This is a genomic window from Carboxylicivirga agarovorans (assembly GCF_050589845.1).
Lineage (GTDB): Bacteria > Bacteroidota > Bacteroidia > Bacteroidales > Marinilabiliaceae > Carboxylicivirga > Carboxylicivirga agarovorans.
Genome location: NZ_JBNGPA010000043.1, coordinates 24,705 through 42,476, shown reverse-complemented (window position 1 = coordinate 42,476; position 17,772 = coordinate 24,705). Strand labels below are relative to the sequence as shown.

The window sequence follows — 17,772 nt, the reverse complement described above, 5'->3', positions numbered from 1 at the left end:
TTTAAGGTAATTCCAAAGTTCACATTCCGCTGGAGTTGCTCTGTTTCTCAATAGTTTTCTCCTATAAATCATTTCTGGCCGGTTACTTTTCATATCTTTCTTATATTGTTGAAAACTAATTTATAAAGAAGACTTAAAACCACCTCCCCTCTCCTTCGTCGAGGTACTCCTCCTTGCCAGGAGGAGAGCTGATTTACAGCTTGGTAAAAAAAAATAGTTTAGCAGTTTAATCGTTCAACTTAGTAACGCATAAACTCATAAACAATTTGACGGTTCGACAATTCGACAGTTTATCAGTTCGACAGTTTATCAATTCAACAGTTTATCAATTCGACTCCCGATGTCTATCGGGATAATCAGTTCGACAGAAAAAAGCCCTTCATTCCAATAGAACAAATGAACTGATTCGTAGATGAAAAATCCGGTCCTGTTGATTACATTCCTTACTGATGGTGCGCAAGGGTACATTTGATCTGACAAAGCCGATTTATCAGCTGTCTTTTTACTCATTTAAAAACCCGGATACGATGAAGCATTTTAGGTCACAGACAGATCGCTTTTTACGCATACTTCCTTTTCTGTATGTACTTGCGATAATCATGCTGCTAATCTGGACAGTTATAATCCACTCCTGATTTCACCACTATAATTCAACAACTATGACTTTACCTTATATGAAAAGCATTAGTCTAAAAGATATAGAACAGGTTAAATTGATGAACCGTATAGATACAAAATACTGTTTTCATGCCAGGCGGCTTAATGAAATTCTAAAACGTATCAGCAGGTTTTACTATATCCTTGAAATAGAGCAAAAGCAAATACTATCCTATTCGACAACCTACTTTGACACTTCCCTCAACAGTATGTATAAAGCCCATCATAACGGGCACCTTAACCGGTATAAAATAAGACATCGAACCTATGTTGACTCGGGTATTTCCTTTTTAGAGATAAAGCGTAAAAATAATAAAGGGCGAACAATTAAAAACAGGATCCCAACCAATACTGAGATCAATGCTTTTGACCATGATGCACAGTTGTTTCTATCCAATAACTGCCCGTTCACCACGAACGACCTGCATCCGGCCATTCGCAATCAATTTCATCGCATCACCCTGGTTAGTAAATCTTTTGACGAGCGCTGCACCATTGATTTCAATATCAACTTTCAGAATAAAGACCAGGAGATAAGCCTGGACCATCTGGCTATTATTGAGGTAAAGACCGACGGAAGCCGTGCCAACTCCGCATTAAAAAGTCTTTTATCGTCCATGGGCATTAAAAAAACCGGCTTCAGCAAATACTGCTTTGGTCGTGCTTTAACTGATGACAATTTAAAACACAATGCTTTTAAACCAAAGATCCGTCGACTCACAAAAACATTGACTATTAACAATTAATCTAAATCACACACATGGGCATTGAACAATTCATACAAACAGGACTTGCACAAGTTACTGAAACAGCTAATCAACTACCTGATTGGGAAGATAACCTGCGTTTACTGGGTATAAAACTCATTAACGTTAATGATTTCACTGAACTTCTTCTCAGGCTCGCACTAAATACCATCCTGATATTCATAGTGGTCCATTACATGTATGCCAAACGAAGCCGTCGTAAAGATTTTTATTTCAGCTTTATCGTTATTGGGGTAATCGTATTTCTATTGTGTTTCCTGCTCAGCAACGTTAAGCTGGAACTTGGCTTTGCGCTTGGCTTATTTGCCATATTTGGCATTTTACGCTATCGAACGGATGCCATACCAATCAAGGAAATGACCTACCTGTTTATTGTGATTGGCATTTCTGTTATCAACGCTTTATCAAATAAAAAGGTCAGCTATGCCGAGCTGGTACTGACTAATATGGTCATCGTTTTTGGCTTGTGGTTTCTTGAAAAACGTCTCGCTTTAAAGCAGGAACTATCGGTTCAACTTACCTACGAACACATTGAAAACATCCACCTGATGAAGCATGAGGAACTGCTTCGTGATATGAAAAACCGCACAGGAATCAATATCAGTCGATTCGAGATCAACAAGATAGACTTTCTGCGCGACGTAGCTGACATTACCCTTTATTACAGTGCCAATAATCATAAATGCCAATAGAATGAACAAATACAAGTCATATATCATTTTCATCCTGTTAATTGCTGTAATAGCTTTTGATGCAGAAGCACAGGATATTGAGAACACCTCACAAACACGCACTGAGTTTAAGCTCAGCTATAAACTAGCCGACAAATGGAAGCTGCAGGCCATACCTGAACTTCGATTTGATGAAGCTTTTTCCATAGATAAATGTATTCTTGAGCTCAGGACTGTATACAATCCTTTTAAACGCCTTTCATTGGGTGCCAGCTATCGGTTCATAGCCAACGAACGTTCAACAAAGGACACAGAATACCTCCAGCGATATGCTTTTGACATGCGGTATGAATACAAGCTCAAACGCTGGAAACCCGCTGTGCGATTGCGCTACACCAATTATTCAGAAGACGATGAAAATGGTGAATTCTTGCGTGCCAAAGCCGGCCTTGAATACAACATTCGCAAATGCAAGTTCACCCCTTTTGCCGGTGCCGAGCTGTTCAGGGACATGAATAACAATGAACTCTTTAAAGTGCGTTATTCGCTTGGAACAGATTATAAGATCAACAAAACCAATTCGATCAGCATGGGATATAAACTCGATTACTATATGCAACGATACGAAAACAAACACATTATGTACCTGGGTTATAAGTTTAAATTCTAAAATTCTCCGATATGAAAACTGCACATTCAATTACCTGTACTTTTTTATTCATCGCCACGTTTCTCTTCTTTGGGAGTTGCAGAAACGATGATAGCCTGACACCTGCCGAAGAATCGGGTTCAGATGAAGAAATAACTGACCCTGAATCGTATCCCGACTGGTCAGAAGAAACGCACAGTAACAGCGTAACACCCGATTATGCTATTGTTTTTCCTCAAAATACTGTTCAACGCATCGATATCAGTATCAGTTCCGATAACTGGGCTGTCATGCAGTCTGATCTGGCTGCTAACATTAGCAGCTCGGGTGGCGGACCCGGTGGTGGTCCTGGGGGTGGCATGCCCTCGACCAGTGATTTTGATCCGATCTGGGTACCTTGTTCATTTACCTATGACAATACCGAATGGTATCAGGTAGGTGTTCGCTTCAAAGGGAACTCCAGCTTACGTTCGGCCTATCAGTCAGGAAATAATAAACTATCCTTTAAGCTCGATTTTGATGAATTTGAAGATGATTACCCGGCATTGAAAAACCAACGTTTCTATGGCTTTAAGCAACTGAATCTCAATAACAACTTTGATGATTCTTCCTTGCTTCGGGAAAAAGTAGTGGCCGACCTTTTCCGTCAGTTTGGTCTTGCATCAGCACAAACCTCCTTTTGCGCATTATATGTTGATAAGGGGAATGGTCCTGAATATTATGGGGTTTATACCATTGTTGAAGAAGTGGATGATACGGTTCTGGATTCGCAGTTTAGCGATGGTAGCGGTAATTTATACAAGCCCGATGGTGATGCGGCCTCTTTCGCCTCAGGAACCTATAATAGCGAAGAAATGGAAAAGAAAACCAATGAAGACGTTGCTGATTATTCCGATGTAAAAGCCTTATATACGATCATCAACTCATCAACAAGAACCAACGATATAGAAACGTGGAAAGCGGAGCTGGAAAGCATCCTCAATGTGGATGGTTTTATGAAATGGCTGGCCGCCAATACCATTATTCAGAACTGGGATACCTATGGTCGTATGACGCACAACTATTACCTGTACAACAATCCTGCTGACGGCTTATTAACATGGATTCCCTGGGACAATAACGAGGCATTGCAATTTGGCAAACAAGGCGGCGCCCTAAGCCTCTCCATGGACGAAGTGGGTAATAACTGGCCTTTGATCAGTTACCTGGTTGATATACCCGAATACAAAGAGCTATACAATACTTATCTTGAGCAGTTTATCAATGAAGTATTTATACCGGCTGAGATTACAGAAGTATATAATGACTACTACACTTTGTTAAAAGACTATGCATATGCCGAGCGCCAGTCATATTCTTTCCTCAGCAGTGACACTGACTTCGACAACGGTATTGAAGAACTTAAAAGTCATGTTCAAAGTCGCAATGATGCTGTAACAGACTATTTAAAGCAATAAATCGGGAATGAAAAGAGGGTGCTTGAGATAACTTAGCTTTCTGAGGCAACTCACAAACAGTACAGCACCCTCTTATACTCAATCCTCCGTAAAGAACGAATCCCACTGATTCTATTATATTTGTAGTATGTCCAAAAACGATAAACATCCATCGCTACTCATCACCGAGCACCTCATATTTGCAACTATATGGCTTTTCATATTTGCCGCTCCGGTAATTTTCACCGATAATATTGATGTAACGATCTGGAAAAAGTTGTTCGGCACATGGTTACGACTACTGCCTTTCCTGGGCCTTTCACTGATCAATCATTTTGTATTGGTTCCCCTGCTGCTGTTTAAGCGCAAAAGATGGCTGTATTTCTTTACGGGGATACTCTGCACTTTTGCCTTTGTTATTCTCACGAACTACATCATACCCAAAAAACCTGAAAACAACAGGAGACCACCGGAGATGCACCAGCCTATGCCAGGCCAGCAAGGAGACAGACGAATGCCTCCGCCCCACCGGCCACAGGCGCGCGAAAAAGGTCCCGAAGCTATCCCTCCGCAGGTTAATTCCTTTATACTGGCTTTTTTAATCCTTGGTTTTGACTCCGGTCTACGCACTGTATTCAGGTGGACACGCCTTGAAAAGGAACAGGAAATACTGGAAAAGGAGAAGGTAAAAAGTGAGCTTGCTTTTTTGCGCAACCAGGTGAGTCCGCACTTCTTTATGAATACGCTCAATAACATTCATTCGCTCATTGATCTGGACACTGAAGAAGCTAAAGATTCCATCATACGGTTATCAAAGTTGATGCGTCACCTGCTTTACGACTCCAATGCCGAGCGCATTCCCATTAACAGGGAGGTGGACTTTATACGTAACTACATTGATCTGATGAAGCTTCGTTTCTCTGATAAAGTGGACATTCAGCTGAACATCAGCGAGCCAATGCCCGATGCTTTGCTTCCTCCTCTCTTGTTCACATCCTATGTTGAAAATGCTTTTAAGCATGGGATAAGCTACCAGCATGAATCCTTTATTTACATCAATATCCATTTCATTAATAATGAACTGGAGTTCAGCATACGTAATTCGAATCATCCAAGCAACACTATTGACGAACCATCGGGCATTGGAACAGAGAATTCGAGAAAAAGACTGGATATTTTGTATGGCAAAGAATACAAGCTGCATGAAGAAAGTACTTCAGAACATTACCTGATCAAATTAACATTACCACTATGATACGTTGTATAACCATTGACGACGAACCTTTAGCTTTAAAGCAAATGGCCGCTTACATTGAGAAAACACCCTTTCTGGACTTACGCGGTCAGTTTGAAAGTGCGTTAAGTGCCATGAGTTTTATGGCTGACAATACAGTAGACCTATTGTTTGTTGACATTAATATGCCCGATTTGAACGGGATGGATTTTGTAAAAACACTCAACAATGGTCCCAAGGTAATATTTACCACGGCCTACAGCGAATATGCCCTTGAAGGCTTTAAGGTCAATGCGGTGGATTATTTGCTCAAACCAATCGCGTATACCGACTTTTTAAAGGCAGCCGGTAAAGCAAAGGATCTGTATTTCTCAGATCCTGTGTCTGCAGAGTCTGTCGGACATGGTGATAACTTCCTGTTCATTAAATCTGAATACAAGGTAATCAGGATCAATTATGCCGACATACGTTACATTGAAGGTATGCGTGAATATGTGCGTATATTCCTGGACAATGAAGCACCTGTGATGGCTCTTATGAGTATAAAAAAACTGGTTGAACATCTTCCGCCTGATACTTTCATGCGTGTACACCGTTCATTTATAGTCCACCTCAATAAAATAACTACAATAGAACGCAGCCGAATCGTATTTGATAAGACTTACATCCCTATCAGCGATCAGTATAAGGAGACTTTCCAGGAATTTGTTGATAAGAAATTTCTAAAGTAATAGATGACTTATGCTTTATAGAGGCGTCCCTGCCAGGTATCCCTTTCTGCCAGGCGCTTTTCAACTTTAGCCACAAACTCAAAGTTCTTTAAACCCCAGCGGGGCGCTATCAGCAAATCGTGGGGTGCCTGACTGATAAATCGTTCCATCACAATCTGCGGGTTCATCAACTCCAGGAAGTCTACTATCAGGTCAATAAACTCTTCGGCAGTAAACAAATTGAAGTGAGCAGGATTTTCTTCGTAAATACCGGCAAAAGCACTGCCTTTGACAATCTGTAGCTGGTGTAGTTTTAAAAAGTTAATGGGTAATGCGGACACCTCTACGGCATGCTGCAACAACTGTTTTCTATCTTCTCCGGGTAATCCCAGTATCAAGTGCATGCCGACGGGGATTCCTGCAGCGGAAATTTTAGTCGCTGCCTCAATGGTCTCCTCATAACTATGCCCACGATTTATCTGCGCAAGGGTTTCATTGGATGTTGATTCAGCACCCAGTTCAATGGCGATATAATAGTCTTTGCGCCATTCTTTAAGGTGTTCCAGCAAATCATCTGAAATGCAATCTGGCCGCGTACCCAGTACAATACCTGTAACCTTGGGATGATCAAGGGCCTGTTGATATTGCTCCAACAGGTAATCAGTCTCGCCATAGGTATTACTGTAGGCCTGAAAATAGGCCAGGTATTGTTGTGTCTGGTATTTCGGTCTGAAAAAGGATGAACCTTTATCAATTTGCTCGGTAATACTCAGCTCAGGACCACAATAGGAGGGATTAAAAGTACTGTTATTACAAAATGCACATCCTCCTGTTCCCTTTGAACCATCGCGGTTAGGACAGGTAAAACCTGCATTTATTGAAACCTTTTGAACGCGCTCACCAAAAGTACGCCGTATATATGAACTGTAATCGTTATAACGCTTATTGTGTCCCCAGGGAAATTGCATATCGTCGAAATTTGAGGCGCAAAGATAAGAAAAGCTGATTAGAATATTAGGTGCTTAGATAGGTAGGTTATTAGATAGATAGACGGTTCAACAATAATCAATTTGACAGTTGAATAGTTTAATGGTTGAGAAGTTGAGTAGTTTAATAGTTGAGTAGTTTAGTAGTTTAGTAGTTTAACATCGAACCTACATCCCCGCATCGTACATCGAACATCCACACATCTCACATTAAATTTACTCATAATCGGGCATTTGCTATACCGGTGCATGGAACTGAAGTGCACGAAGAACAATTGCTGTTGCACCGTTTTTTTTACTTGCATTACAAACCCGGGGCGTCGCTATGCTTTGCCCCGGGCTATGATATGGCAGACCTTCAGCCTGCTATTTACAGCTTGGTTAAAAAATATAGTTTAGCAGTTTATTAGTTTAATCGTTCAACTTATAAACAATTCGACAGTTCGACAACTCGACCGTTCGACAAATGAATAGTTGAGTAGTTTAATTTTTCAACTTATAAACTTTTAAACTATCAACAATTCGACAGTTCGACAATTCGACTACACAACAATTTAATAGTTGAGAAGTTGAGTAGTTTAATTTTTCAACGTATAATCTCTTAAACTATTGACAATTCAACAATTCAACAGTCAATCAGTTTTCTCCCGAATAACTATCGGGATCGACAAATAACCGCGTTATACAGATCAATTGTTTAAAACAGAACACAAACAGGGCTAAACGCCTTCACCTCACTTACAAAGCTCAATAAACCACTCTGGCTATCACGTTTAAAAGCTACCAGGTTATTGGAATGTTGATTGGCAACAATGATAAATTCGCCATCAGGTGTTAATGAAAAGTTACGGGGCCATTCGCCCCTTACCGTTTCATGACCGATTGGTTTAATTGCAAGACCGGTAGCATCAAGCTGGTATATGGCGAGGGAGTTATGCCCGCGATTTGACGCATATAAAAAACGTGCGTCCTGAGAAACATGAATGTCAGCGCAATAATTATCTCCTTTAAAACCTTCAGGAAGGGTGGTGATAGTCTGACCTGTCACCCATTTATTTTCACTTTTACTAACAACTGTAACGGTGCTGTTCAGCTCATTGATGACATACATTACCTCTTTTTGCGGATGCATTGCTAAATGTCGCGGCCCGGCACCAGCTGCCAGCTTTAGGCTATCGACTATAGTAAGCTGATTGTTTTTGAGTTGATAAAACAACAGTTGATCGATACCCAGATCAACGGCAACAATTGCAGAATCATTCATAAACCAGGCCGAATGAGCATGTGGTTTGGTTTGACGTGCTGTAGGTCCTTGCCCGCTATGCTGGCCTGTAGCTAGCAGGTCACTCAGCTGGCCCGATTCGCTAAGCTTTACATAGCCCACATTGCCACCGGAATAGTTAGCCATCAACACATCGCCTTTACTGTTTACACTCACATGGCAGGGATGGGCCCCTCCGCTGATAGATGTCGATACAGGAGTTAATTTATTGACCGATACCTTATACGATTCCACAGTGCCTGTTCCTTCAATATCAAGCTCACCCACTGCAATCAGGGATTGCCTGTTATTGGCATAGGCCAGAAATGATGGGTTAGGCGATTCTGCAACCAGCTGCAGTGAGTCAAACGATCCGTCGCCATTGAACACGCCATGGTATATTCCTTCGCTGTCACCATCGGTATAGGTTCCAATATAAAATGGATAGGTTTTTATTTCTTCTTTTATTGTGCATGATGCGATCAACATGACAAGAGCTGCTAATAGTACATTTTTTTTCATATGGTGCTTTACTTTTCATTTTTTGATTTAAGAGCACGTGGTTTAAAGCGTGCTTTGGCTAACAAATAGCCAAGTGTAAAAGGCAGACCAAAGATAACACCAATCAAAACAATTATCACAAAAACAATCAACCACGATATCCGTCTTACAAAACGAATAAGGTTATCTGTGGTTTCTTCAATCAGTACTTTACCCGATTCAGTTAAATCGTCGCGCAATAATTTGCGTTGCTCATCAAGGTATTTCTGTAACTCCTCCCTTTCCTGCGACAGGTCATTAATACCATTGCGCATACCAGAGTTAAAATCATATACCAGCGGACTCAACTCCTCTCGCAGGCGCACTGCGATCACCCCCATCATTTCGGGAGATTCCTGCGCAACTACAGCCAGGCGGTTAAGCATTAGTGAAAGTGAATCAATACGTGCCAGGTAAGGCTCCATCAGGGTGTCATTTTCAAATGTCAGGAGTATCAGTTCTTTTTCCCAGGCCAGCTGCGACTTAATCTGCTCATTGTAGGCACTTATCCGGTCGGTAAAATCATTCATTACCTCGGCGCCGGTACCAATGGTTGATGTATACAAGGAATCGGGTATCTGAAGATATTCTATCAGCTCAGGGCGTGTATCAAACTTTGAAAACTGCCATTCATACAAGTCATCCGGAAGCGGATACTCCTTAACAAAGGTGGCCAGTTTCTCGTAATGTTTTCTGTGGTTGCTGCGTAGGGCCAGAGAATCAATTTTTTGGTGCAGTTCAACAGCGCAGCTTTGAGCAATGCCCGAATACCTGCCAAACAGATTATTAGCTCCCAGGTATTCGTCCATTTGCCTGGCCAGTAACCAGGTATCAATCAAAGCAATTTCAGCATCGGTTTGAAAAGCCGTTCGCGTGCAAGCGCCTGTAGCGGCCCCTTTCCATCTTATTGCTTCCACCTTAATAGCCATATCATCGGTAAGTGATATGATAGAATCGGCAGCCTGAATAACTGATCCGCTAAAGGATTTGTAATAGGAACGTACAGCCATCCGGGTGTTAAGTTCCTGGGTTGGCAATGCTTCGGTTGGTGATTCAAGTTGAAATTTAAGCAATGAGCATCCTGAAAGCAGTAAAACGGATACAAGAGTTGGCAATAGTATCTTTGTTCTCATGGGTTAGTTATTTGGTATACAGAATAGCTAATTTATGAATAATTGTAATAGAATGCTTTACAGATATTACCTGTTAAGATTTTAATCAACTACTTATTATTCCTTAACCACCAATTACAGAAATGGGTAGTTCTTTCATACGGAACTATTTGTGTCAATCAGTGGAATTTGTGCTTGCTTTTTATTGCTTAAAGCTTTTTCCCTGATGATTGTTAGCTTCCATAAGGAGACGTTTTACTATTTTTACCTCGAATGATCATGTTTAAAAGTAAAATCTCATGAAGAAACATTTCTTATTACTTGTTCTTGCGCTTGGATCTATCGCAAGCCTGCAGGCACAAAGCATATTTGAACAAAAAAACGACCCGTATTTCGGTGAAAGCTGTACCAGCATAATGGTCGCTAAAGGTGCTACAACCGATGGTTCGGTTATTACATCGCACACATGCGACGGTCGCTATCGTACATGGCTAAGCATTGAAAAAGGTCAAACATTTGACAATGACACCACAACGCCGGTATTCAAAGGAAAATTAAGAACTGAAACCCCCTGGGACATGCGTAAGGTGGAACAGGTTGGTACCATTCCACAGGCGAAGCAAACTTTCAGCTTTTTAAATACTGCCTATCCATGCCTTAACGAAAAGCAGCTGGCCATTGGCGAAACAACTTTTGTTGGCCCTGAGGAGTTGGTCAATGAAGATGGCATGTTTTTGATCGAAGAGTTGGAACGCATTGCCCTGGAAAGATGCTCAACGGCCCGTGATGCCATCCGACTAATTGGTGAGCTTATTGAAGAGTACGGTTATGGTGATTGGGGCGAATGCATTACCATTGCTGACAAGAAAGAAGTGTGGCAAATGGAAATCGTGGGTGAAGGACCCGATAAAATCGGTGGTGTATGGGCTGCTCAGCGTATCCCTGACGGTCATGTAGGTATATCGGCAAATATATCGCGCATTGGTGAAATTGATTTTAAAGACAAAGATCATTTTATGGCGTCGAAAAATGTAAAATCGGCCGCCAAAAAACTGGGTCGCTGGGATGGCAAAGAACCATTTAAGTTTTGGAAAGCCTATGGTGATACAGAGAAACCTTTTAAAATTCGTGAGTATTTTATCTTAAATGCATTAGCTCCATCATTAAACCTTGATTTTGAAGCTGATGAGATTCCTTTCTCAGTTAAGCCCGATAAGAAGGTGTCTGTTCAGGATGTAATGGCTTTGTATCGTGAAACATATGCGAACACAGAGTATGACATGACTCAAAACCTTATGGTTACCAAGAAGAAATACAACGATAATAAAGAAGAAATAGGCGTTGACACGATTAAATCACCTGTTGCTAATCCATGGATGGGCCGTGGAGAGCGTAACCTTTATAACCAGCTAAAGGAAGGTAGTGTTGAATTTCAACGTACTGTGGCTGTTTCATGGTGTTCTTACTCAGAGATTATTCAACTGCGTGATTGGTTACCTGATGAAATTGGCGGAATTGCCTGGTTCAGTTTTGATAACCCTGGTCAGTCACCACGCGTACCAATCTATTCGGGAGCAACAGAGTTACCTGAGAGTTTTAACTTCTGCGGACAAAAGCGCTACCGCGAAGATGCTGCAATATGGCAATACCGTAAAGCCAATAAGTTAGCTACATTGGCCTGGCAATCAACAAAAGATGACTTTTTAAAAGAAGTGGCTTATTTTGAAGAAAAGGGCCAGACTGAAACCAAAGAGTTAGAGGCACGCATTGAAAAGCTGATCAGTGAAGGTAAGCAAGAGGAAGCTAAAGAATTACTGAACCGATACACCAAAGACTTTGCCGGGGCAACCATGCTTCGATGGAAAGAACTGGAAGACATGTATTGGGCCCGTTTTGGTTTAGGATTCTAAAACAAGGCTGGAATATTAATATTTAAGAGGATGTCATAAATTAAGTTTCCCGCAAAGCCCGTTAAGCAAAGTGCAAAGCCAGCAAATAACTGAAATGTTAACTTTAATAATTTGCCAGCTTTGCATTTGACTCTTTTGCGTGCTTTGCGAGAACTTTTTTTTACTGACAGCCTCTTTTGTTTTATGCAGGACCTTGTGATGCAACAGTGCTTAACTTACCTATTTCTTTATCAACCATATAAAGACCACGACCATCAAAGCCTATCACGTCCATACGGTCCAGAATACCTAAAAACAAAGCTTCTTCCTCATGTTGTTCGGCCACATACCATTGTAAGAAGTTAAAGCTTGAGAAATCCTTTTCGGCAAATGCCAGTTCTACCAGGTCATTTATGCGGGCGCTTACAAGTTTTTCATGTTCAAATGTCTTTTCAAACACATTGCGCAAATCTTTAAACTCTGTTTGGGGTGCATCAATCGAACTCACCAAAGCCATACTGCCTGTTTCATTAATGTAGTTGAAGAGTTTATGCATATGCATCATTTCTTCGGCACTGTGAGCATATAAAAAACGGGCTGAACCATCAAGGCCGTTCACTTTACACCACGATGACATGGCCAGGTACAGGTTAGCTGAATAATGCTCCAACTGTATCTGCTCATTTAGCTTCTTTAATACATTGTCTTTTAACATACCTGCTTATTTTAATTATTACTGTATGCCCAATAAGTTAATACGATTCAGGCAAAATGTACAGAAGCAATTTCAGGCAAGATCATAACCTGTTTCATTAAAGCAGGCAAGCAGGGCAATCATTCAGCCCTCGATGTAATTGAAGAACTTAACAAATAGTCACATAGAATTAGTGGCGGCAAACTGATAAGCCAATAAGGTAAAGCTAGTTTTTTGAGAGTAATTTAGGGCCGAACGCCTTAATGCCAATTGCTCCCAGCGGTGCGGTAATAACAATACTCAGCACAGCCATGGCTAATATGACCTGGCCTGTTTCCATGGTAGTAGCCCCCAGTTTTCCAGCTTCAATAAGGGTTAATGGCACAGCGCCAATAGCGGCCTGAACTGTCGCCTTTGGCCAGTAGGCAATAATGCTAAACAGTTTTTCTTTAGTATTCAGATCAGAGCCCAACAGTGAGATCCATACACCGATACTACGTGCCGTTAAGCCAAGTAATAAAATTAGTAATCCACTGCCAACCAGGGAAGCATCCAACTGATTGATCTGAACCTCGGTACCAATATAAACAAAGAGCAGTATTTCAGACAAGACCCATACTTTATTAAACTTGGAAGACAATCGTTTAGCCAGTTTGCTGTACTTTTCAAGGATGATAAAACCTATGGCCATGATACCAAGTAAACCTGCCAAAGGAATTATCTCTTTAAGACTTTCCATCTCGGTTATCTCGTAAAAAACAACTGCCACAATCATAAAGATGATAACCTTTTTAGTATCACGGATATGAAACTTCCTGAAAAACCATACCAAAGCGAAACCCAGAACAAGCCCCAATAAAGCACCTAAAATAATACCGGCAGGCACGCTCCATAAAATATGCCCGACATTAACAGACGAACCGGCTGCCAAGCCTGTAAAAACACTGAATATGGTGATTGCAAACACATCATCAACTGATGCTCCGGCCAAAACAAGGGTTGGTACTTCCTTTTTCTTTCCAAATCCCTTGTCTTTCAGTTCAAGCATGGTTGGTACAACAACTGCCGGAGATACTGCTGCAATGATAAAACCAAGCATACCTCCTTCAACCCACGAAAAGTCGAAAATATAATGGGCTATGGTCATCACAGTAAGGCCTTCAATAACACCGGGAATAAAACTCATATTAATAGCCGGTCGCCCCACCTTGTGAAGGGTTTCACGGTTTATACCTAATCCGGCACGTATCAAAATGACAATTAACGCTGCTGTTTTCAATTCTTTTAACAGGATAGCCACTTCAGGATCAACAACATTCAACACACTGGGCCCAACAAGAATACCCGCCGCTATTAAACCCAGGATACCCGGTAATTTAATCAACGAAAACACGTAATAAAGCACCAATGCCAGGGTGATGATTAAAGCGATATTTAGCAGCATGTATAAGGCGTTTAGGGGTTGGAGCATTTAGGAGTTGAAAAGCATAGTGATACAGGAAAAACAGATGCTCCCTTTTAAACGCTTAAACTTCTCAACTACTAAACAATCAATATTTAGTTTTTCTTTACGTATTTGGTCAGGATATAAATGTGCTGACCATTTACTTTTCCTTCAATGTGTTCCGGATCACCGTGGGATAAAATGATGTTACGAACCGCTGTACCGCGTTTGGCCACAAAGCTGGTCCCCTTCACATTCAGGTCTTTGATCAACACCACTGTATCGCCGGCTTTTAACTCAGCTCCATTGCTATCGATGTACTTATCCACCTCATCATCAGACAAACCATCACCATCAGCTTTGGCCCATTCCATCGTCTCGTCGTCAAGGTAAAGCATATCCAGTAAATCCTGGGTCCAGTCAGCCTTTAAACGGTTCAGTAATCGCCAGGCCATTACCTGAACAGCGGGCTCAGTACTCCACATGCTGTCATTGAGGCATCGCCAGTGATTGGCATCCATTGAGTCAGGATTATTTATCTGCTCATGGCAGGTTGAACAGGTCAGTATGCATGCAGCTGCATCAGCACTTCCTGCAGGAGGAACCTGGTAAACACTTAATCCATCTTCACTCCCGCACAATTCACATTTTGACCCGCTGCGGGTCATCAATGTTTTTTCTACACTCATTAAAGCTTATTTATTAAATAACTGGCCTAATACCTGTTTAACATCTTCCATTTCAGGTGTGATATCAAACACGTGAGCCGGTTTCAGGTAAATGATCTCTTTATCGCTTTTAAAACGCTTCTCACCACCACCGGTGATATTCAGTATAATACAGTCATCCTTATCAACAACACCGTCTTTGACAGCTTGTATCAGGGTAGCGGTTGCCACAGCTGCTGCCGGGTGAATATCGTTACCTTCGGTTTCTTCAAAAATTTGAGCAGCTTCTTCTGCTGCCTGGTTATTAGCAGCCAGCACATCACCCCCTGCTTCTTTCATTGCATCGTATAAGCCACCAAATACAGCATAAGGAGGTTTACGGTTCGATAGCACTTTGGCATCAATTTCTTCAACCTGCTTACGCGCCACATCATCTTCCAATGGCAGCATTTTACGTGAATTGGCTTTCCAGGCATCGTGAATAGGTAAGAAAGGTATATTCTGAGATACCATCAGCTTCATATAATGATTACCAAAACGGCCGTCTTCGATCAATCGCTTGTTAGCTTCCCAGGCTGCAATGGCGCCTGTTCCACTTCCTACAGCCTGGAAGTAATACTTAGGAATACGTCCTATGGTTGTTACAGCCGACAAAGTGGTGGTTCCCATACCGTCACGGCGGGCTACATTTCTAGCTCCGCCCTCAGCCACAAAACCATCCAGTTCGCATGCCATATTTGATAAATGGATCGCATCAAAATAATCGCTGCCCGATTTGGTGACAACCAGTTTCACATTATCCTTGATTGGCTCATCAAACCACATGGCGTCAATGTTATCTTCAGGCACGCACAATAACAATGGAATATTATTGTCGGAACACACACGTGCAAAAGCACGGGCTGTATTACCTGCAGAAGCCACCACTAAAACAGTACCTCCATCGTTTTTTAAACGCCCGCCTACTGAATAAGCTTCCGTTTCTTTAAAGGAACATGTGCGGAAGTTAGCGCCTTTCTCGGGCCAGTATCCACTAAACGTAATGTGCAGATCAGACAGACCAAGGTATTTGGCTAAGCCTTCACTTTTATATGTAACAGGAGCCGATGAGCCATCCAGCATTTTGTGAACTGGTAACCAGTCGGCAAAACGAAAAACGCCATAAGAAGCATCTTTCACCTCAATTTGTTTCTTGTCATAAATAGCCCTTACCAAGCTGCATTCATGCTCATTGGGAGCATCCAGGGTCCATCCTTCATCTTCAAATTGATTACCGGTCTTAACAGACTCCAACTTGTATGAAGTGGCATTGAATTCTTTAGTCATAGTAAACTAGTGTTCTTTGAGCCACAAAAATAGAAGTTTTGCCCGGCTTGAAGAAAGATAGAGAAGAAAAACATAGTGTTTTAATAGATCAAGCTTTAAGAATCCTGATTAAGTGTCTATTAAACCCACGATGCGATGTATCAAAAATTAACAATGACACCCAATGTAATACACCAGTATACCACACCTTCAATCATCCTTGTGTAATTTTACCTTATAAAACATTTGTAAGATGAACCTTAAAATAGCCACACTTTTAGTTGTAAGCCTGCTCATTTTTGGCTGCCAAAAGAATAAGCATCACCAGCACCCTAACATTATTTACATATTGGCCGATGATATGGGATATGGCGATGTAAAAGCCCTTAATGAGGCCTCAGGAATACCAACACCCCATCTTGATAAGATGATTGCCAACGGCCTCTGTTTTACCGATGCCCACAGTAATTCTGCTGTCTGCACACCAACCCGTTATGGTACCTTAACAGGGCGCTATTGCTTCAGAAGTCGTTTAAAAAGCGGAGTGCTTGTCGGGCATGAACCGGCTTTGATCGAAGACAGTGTAACAACGGTAGCACAACTATTGAAAAGGGCCAGCTATCAAACCGCCTGCATCGGCAAATGGCATTTGGGCCTGAACTGGGTCAGGAAAGACACCGCTCTGCCGTTGTTTCATGGTGGAAATCTTTGGGATATTTTCAATACAGATAACGTTGATTATGCAAGGCGTGTCAATGGAGGGCCCTGTGATCTTGGCTTTGACTATTCATTCATCATCCCGGCATCTCTTGACATAGCGCCATATGTATACCTTGAAAATGATAAGGCAACAGCACCGGTCAGCAGGCAAGTACCCTTTTATAAAGATGAATCAGCGAGAGGCATCTGGTATCGACGCGGCGATGTGGCTGAAGATTTTGACCACACGACTGTTCTTCAGACAATAACAGAAAAGGCGGTGCATTACATTGAAAAAAGTGATGATCATCAACCTTTCTTTCTGTATTTCCCTCTCACATCACCACATACGCCATGGTTTCCTGCTGAGGAATTCAAGGGTCGCTCTGAAGCAGGTGTTTATGGCGATTTTGTATGCATGACAGATGCTGTGATTGGACAAATTATGAAAGCCCTCGAGTTAAAAGGTATTGCAGACAATACCCTGTTGATTTTCACCTCCGACAACGGCTCACATTGGCTACCTGCTGATATTGAACAGTTCGATCATAAAGCCAATGCCACATTCAGTGGTATGAAATCAGACGTATGGGAAGGTGGCCATCGTGTTCCGTTTATAATTCACTGGCCTGATCAAATAGCATCACCTCGGAAAAGTGATGCCCTTATCAGCTCTACCGACTTTTTAGCCACGTGTGCCCAACTAACCGACCAGGCTATTCCTAAAACAGCATGTGACAGTTATTCCTTTTTAGCCGGTATTACTGGAGAAAAGCATACTGAGGACGTTCGCCAAACGATGGTGCATCATTCTGTCAACGGAACGTTTGCCATACGTGAGGGCCATTGGAAACTCATTGACGCCAAAGGTTCAGGGGGATGGTCACTACCCGAAGACAAGTGTGATGCTTGCCCGCCTCAACAGCTTTACAATATGCTGACTGATGCTGAAGAGAAGAAGAACCTGTACCATGATAAGCCTGAAGTAGTGAGCCGCCTGAACAAGCTGCTGAATCCATACAAAAAGGGTAATGAGGTGAAGAGATAGAT

At 41.8% G+C, this 17,772-nt stretch carries 15 protein-coding genes; 8 read left to right on the top strand and 7 right to left on the bottom strand.

The genetic code is table 11. From position 1 onward, the window contains the following. Nucleotides 1-659: 659 nt before the first annotated feature. The 6 genes from ACRD69_RS22965 (at nt 660) to ACRD69_RS22940 (ending at nt 6,145) form a co-directional block, all read left to right on the top strand. The gene (locus ACRD69_RS22965) at nt 660-1,403 is read left to right on the top strand and encodes a polyphosphate polymerase domain-containing protein (protein ID WP_430817500.1); all 744 of its coding nucleotides are present in this window, start codon (nt 660-662) and stop codon (nt 1,401-1,403) included. Nucleotides 1,404-1,417: 14 nt separating this feature from the next. Beyond that, nucleotides 1,418-2,116, top strand: a complete 699-nt coding sequence (locus ACRD69_RS22960; protein ID WP_430817499.1) for a DUF4956 domain-containing protein — start codon at nt 1,418-1,420, stop codon at nt 2,114-2,116. 1 nt (nt 2,117) lies between these two features. Then, on the top strand, nt 2,118-2,765 hold the full coding sequence (locus ACRD69_RS22955) for a DUF2490 domain-containing protein (RefSeq protein WP_430817498.1): 648 nt from the start codon (nt 2,118-2,120) through the stop codon (nt 2,763-2,765). 11 nt (nt 2,766-2,776) lie between these two features. Continuing rightward, nucleotides 2,777-4,201: a CotH kinase family protein gene (locus ACRD69_RS22950; RefSeq protein WP_430817497.1), complete on the top strand. Its 1,425-nt coding sequence runs from the start codon at nt 2,777-2,779 to the stop codon at nt 4,199-4,201. A gap of 127 nt (nt 4,202-4,328) precedes the next feature. Further along, entirely contained in the window at nt 4,329-5,435 is a 1,107-nt protein-coding gene (locus ACRD69_RS22945) for a sensor histidine kinase (RefSeq protein WP_430817496.1), read from the top strand. Beyond that, nucleotides 5,432-6,145: a LytR/AlgR family response regulator transcription factor gene (locus tag ACRD69_RS22940; RefSeq protein WP_430817495.1), complete on the top strand. Its 714-nt coding sequence runs from the start codon at nt 5,432-5,434 to the stop codon at nt 6,143-6,145. The genes ACRD69_RS22945 and ACRD69_RS22940 overlap by 4 nt, the downstream gene beginning before the upstream one ends. An 8-nt stretch (nt 6,146-6,153) precedes the next feature. On the opposite strand, the gene mnmL is transcribed toward ACRD69_RS22940, so the two are convergent. The 3 genes from mnmL to ACRD69_RS22925 all read right to left on the bottom strand — a co-directional run bounded on the left by mnmL (nt 6,154) and on the right by ACRD69_RS22925 (nt 10,044). After that, nucleotides 6,154-7,092, bottom strand: a complete 939-nt coding sequence (gene mnmL, locus ACRD69_RS22935; protein WP_430817494.1) for a tRNA modification radical SAM protein MnmL/YtqA — start codon at nt 7,090-7,092, stop codon at nt 6,154-6,156. 715 nt (nt 7,093-7,807) lie between these two features. Beyond that, nucleotides 7,808-8,893, bottom strand: a complete 1,086-nt coding sequence (locus ACRD69_RS22930) for a lactonase family protein (RefSeq protein WP_430817493.1) — start codon at nt 8,891-8,893, stop codon at nt 7,808-7,810. Between the two features lie 8 nt (nt 8,894-8,901). After that, a complete protein-coding gene (locus ACRD69_RS22925) occupies nt 8,902-10,044 on the bottom strand; it encodes a hypothetical protein (RefSeq protein WP_430817492.1) in 1,143 nt (380 codons plus the stop codon). A gap of 278 nt (nt 10,045-10,322) precedes the next feature. Here ACRD69_RS22925 and ACRD69_RS22920 point away from each other — a divergent pair, with 278 nt between their 5' ends. After that, nucleotides 10,323-11,933 (top strand): dipeptidase, encoded by a 1,611-nt coding sequence (locus ACRD69_RS22920; protein ID WP_430817491.1) that lies wholly within the window; start codon nt 10,323-10,325, stop codon nt 11,931-11,933. A 181-nt stretch (nt 11,934-12,114) separates the two neighbouring features. Here ACRD69_RS22920 and ftnA read toward each other — a convergent pair whose 3' ends face one another. From ftnA to ACRD69_RS22900, 4 genes are all read right to left on the bottom strand, one after another. Beyond that, entirely contained in the window at nt 12,115-12,627 is a 513-nt protein-coding gene (ftnA, locus tag ACRD69_RS22915; protein WP_430817490.1) for a non-heme ferritin, read from the bottom strand. 205 nt (nt 12,628-12,832) lie between these two features. After that, nucleotides 12,833-14,050, bottom strand: a complete 1,218-nt coding sequence (locus ACRD69_RS22910) for a cation:proton antiporter (RefSeq protein ID WP_430817489.1) — start codon at nt 14,048-14,050, stop codon at nt 12,833-12,835. 113 nt (nt 14,051-14,163) lie between these two features. Continuing rightward, nucleotides 14,164-14,739 carry a PhnA domain-containing protein gene (locus ACRD69_RS22905; RefSeq protein WP_430817488.1) on the bottom strand — a complete coding sequence of 192 codons (576 nt, stop codon included), beginning with the start codon at nt 14,737-14,739 and terminating at the stop codon, nt 14,164-14,166. A gap of 6 nt (nt 14,740-14,745) precedes the next feature. Further along, nucleotides 14,746-16,044 (bottom strand): cysteate synthase, encoded by a 1,299-nt coding sequence (locus ACRD69_RS22900; RefSeq protein WP_430817487.1) that lies wholly within the window; start codon nt 16,042-16,044, stop codon nt 14,746-14,748. A 232-nt stretch (nt 16,045-16,276) separates the two neighbouring features. Here ACRD69_RS22900 and ACRD69_RS22895 point away from each other — a divergent pair, with 232 nt between their 5' ends. Beyond that, nucleotides 16,277-17,770, top strand: a complete 1,494-nt coding sequence (locus ACRD69_RS22895; protein ID WP_430817486.1) for a sulfatase family protein — start codon at nt 16,277-16,279, stop codon at nt 17,768-17,770. Nucleotides 17,771-17,772: the final 2 nt, after the last annotated feature.

What these genes read in the sequence shown, in the direction of transcription:
- ACRD69_RS22965 (WP_430817500.1), top strand. Translation starts at nt 660, where the DNA reads ATGACTTTACCTTATATGAAAAGCATTAGTCTAAAAGATATAGAACAG.
- ACRD69_RS22960 (WP_430817499.1), top strand. Translation starts at nt 1,418, where the DNA reads ATGGGCATTGAACAATTCATACAAACAGGACTTGCACAAGTTACTGAA.
- ACRD69_RS22955 (WP_430817498.1), top strand. Translation starts at nt 2,118, where the DNA reads ATGAACAAATACAAGTCATATATCATTTTCATCCTGTTAATTGCTGTA.
- ACRD69_RS22950 (WP_430817497.1), top strand. Translation starts at nt 2,777, where the DNA reads ATGAAAACTGCACATTCAATTACCTGTACTTTTTTATTCATCGCCACG.
- ACRD69_RS22945 (WP_430817496.1), top strand. Translation starts at nt 4,329, where the DNA reads ATGTCCAAAAACGATAAACATCCATCGCTACTCATCACCGAGCACCTC.
- ACRD69_RS22940 (WP_430817495.1), top strand. Translation starts at nt 5,432, where the DNA reads ATGATACGTTGTATAACCATTGACGACGAACCTTTAGCTTTAAAGCAA.
- mnmL (WP_430817494.1), bottom strand. Translation starts at nt 7,092, where the DNA reads ATGCAATTTCCCTGGGGACACAATAAGCGTTATAACGATTACAGTTCA.
- ACRD69_RS22930 (WP_430817493.1), bottom strand. Translation starts at nt 8,893, where the DNA reads ATGAAAAAAAATGTACTATTAGCAGCTCTTGTCATGTTGATCGCATCA.
- ACRD69_RS22925 (WP_430817492.1), bottom strand. Translation starts at nt 10,044, where the DNA reads ATGAGAACAAAGATACTATTGCCAACTCTTGTATCCGTTTTACTGCTT.
- ACRD69_RS22920 (WP_430817491.1), top strand. Translation starts at nt 10,323, where the DNA reads ATGAAGAAACATTTCTTATTACTTGTTCTTGCGCTTGGATCTATCGCA.
- ftnA (WP_430817490.1), bottom strand. Translation starts at nt 12,627, where the DNA reads ATGTTAAAAGACAATGTATTAAAGAAGCTAAATGAGCAGATACAGTTG.
- ACRD69_RS22910 (WP_430817489.1), bottom strand. Translation starts at nt 14,050, where the DNA reads ATGCTGCTAAATATCGCTTTAATCATCACCCTGGCATTGGTGCTTTAT.
- ACRD69_RS22905 (WP_430817488.1), bottom strand. Translation starts at nt 14,739, where the DNA reads ATGAGTGTAGAAAAAACATTGATGACCCGCAGCGGGTCAAAATGTGAA.
- ACRD69_RS22900 (WP_430817487.1), bottom strand. Translation starts at nt 16,044, where the DNA reads ATGACTAAAGAATTCAATGCCACTTCATACAAGTTGGAGTCTGTTAAG.
- ACRD69_RS22895 (WP_430817486.1), top strand. Translation starts at nt 16,277, where the DNA reads ATGAACCTTAAAATAGCCACACTTTTAGTTGTAAGCCTGCTCATTTTT.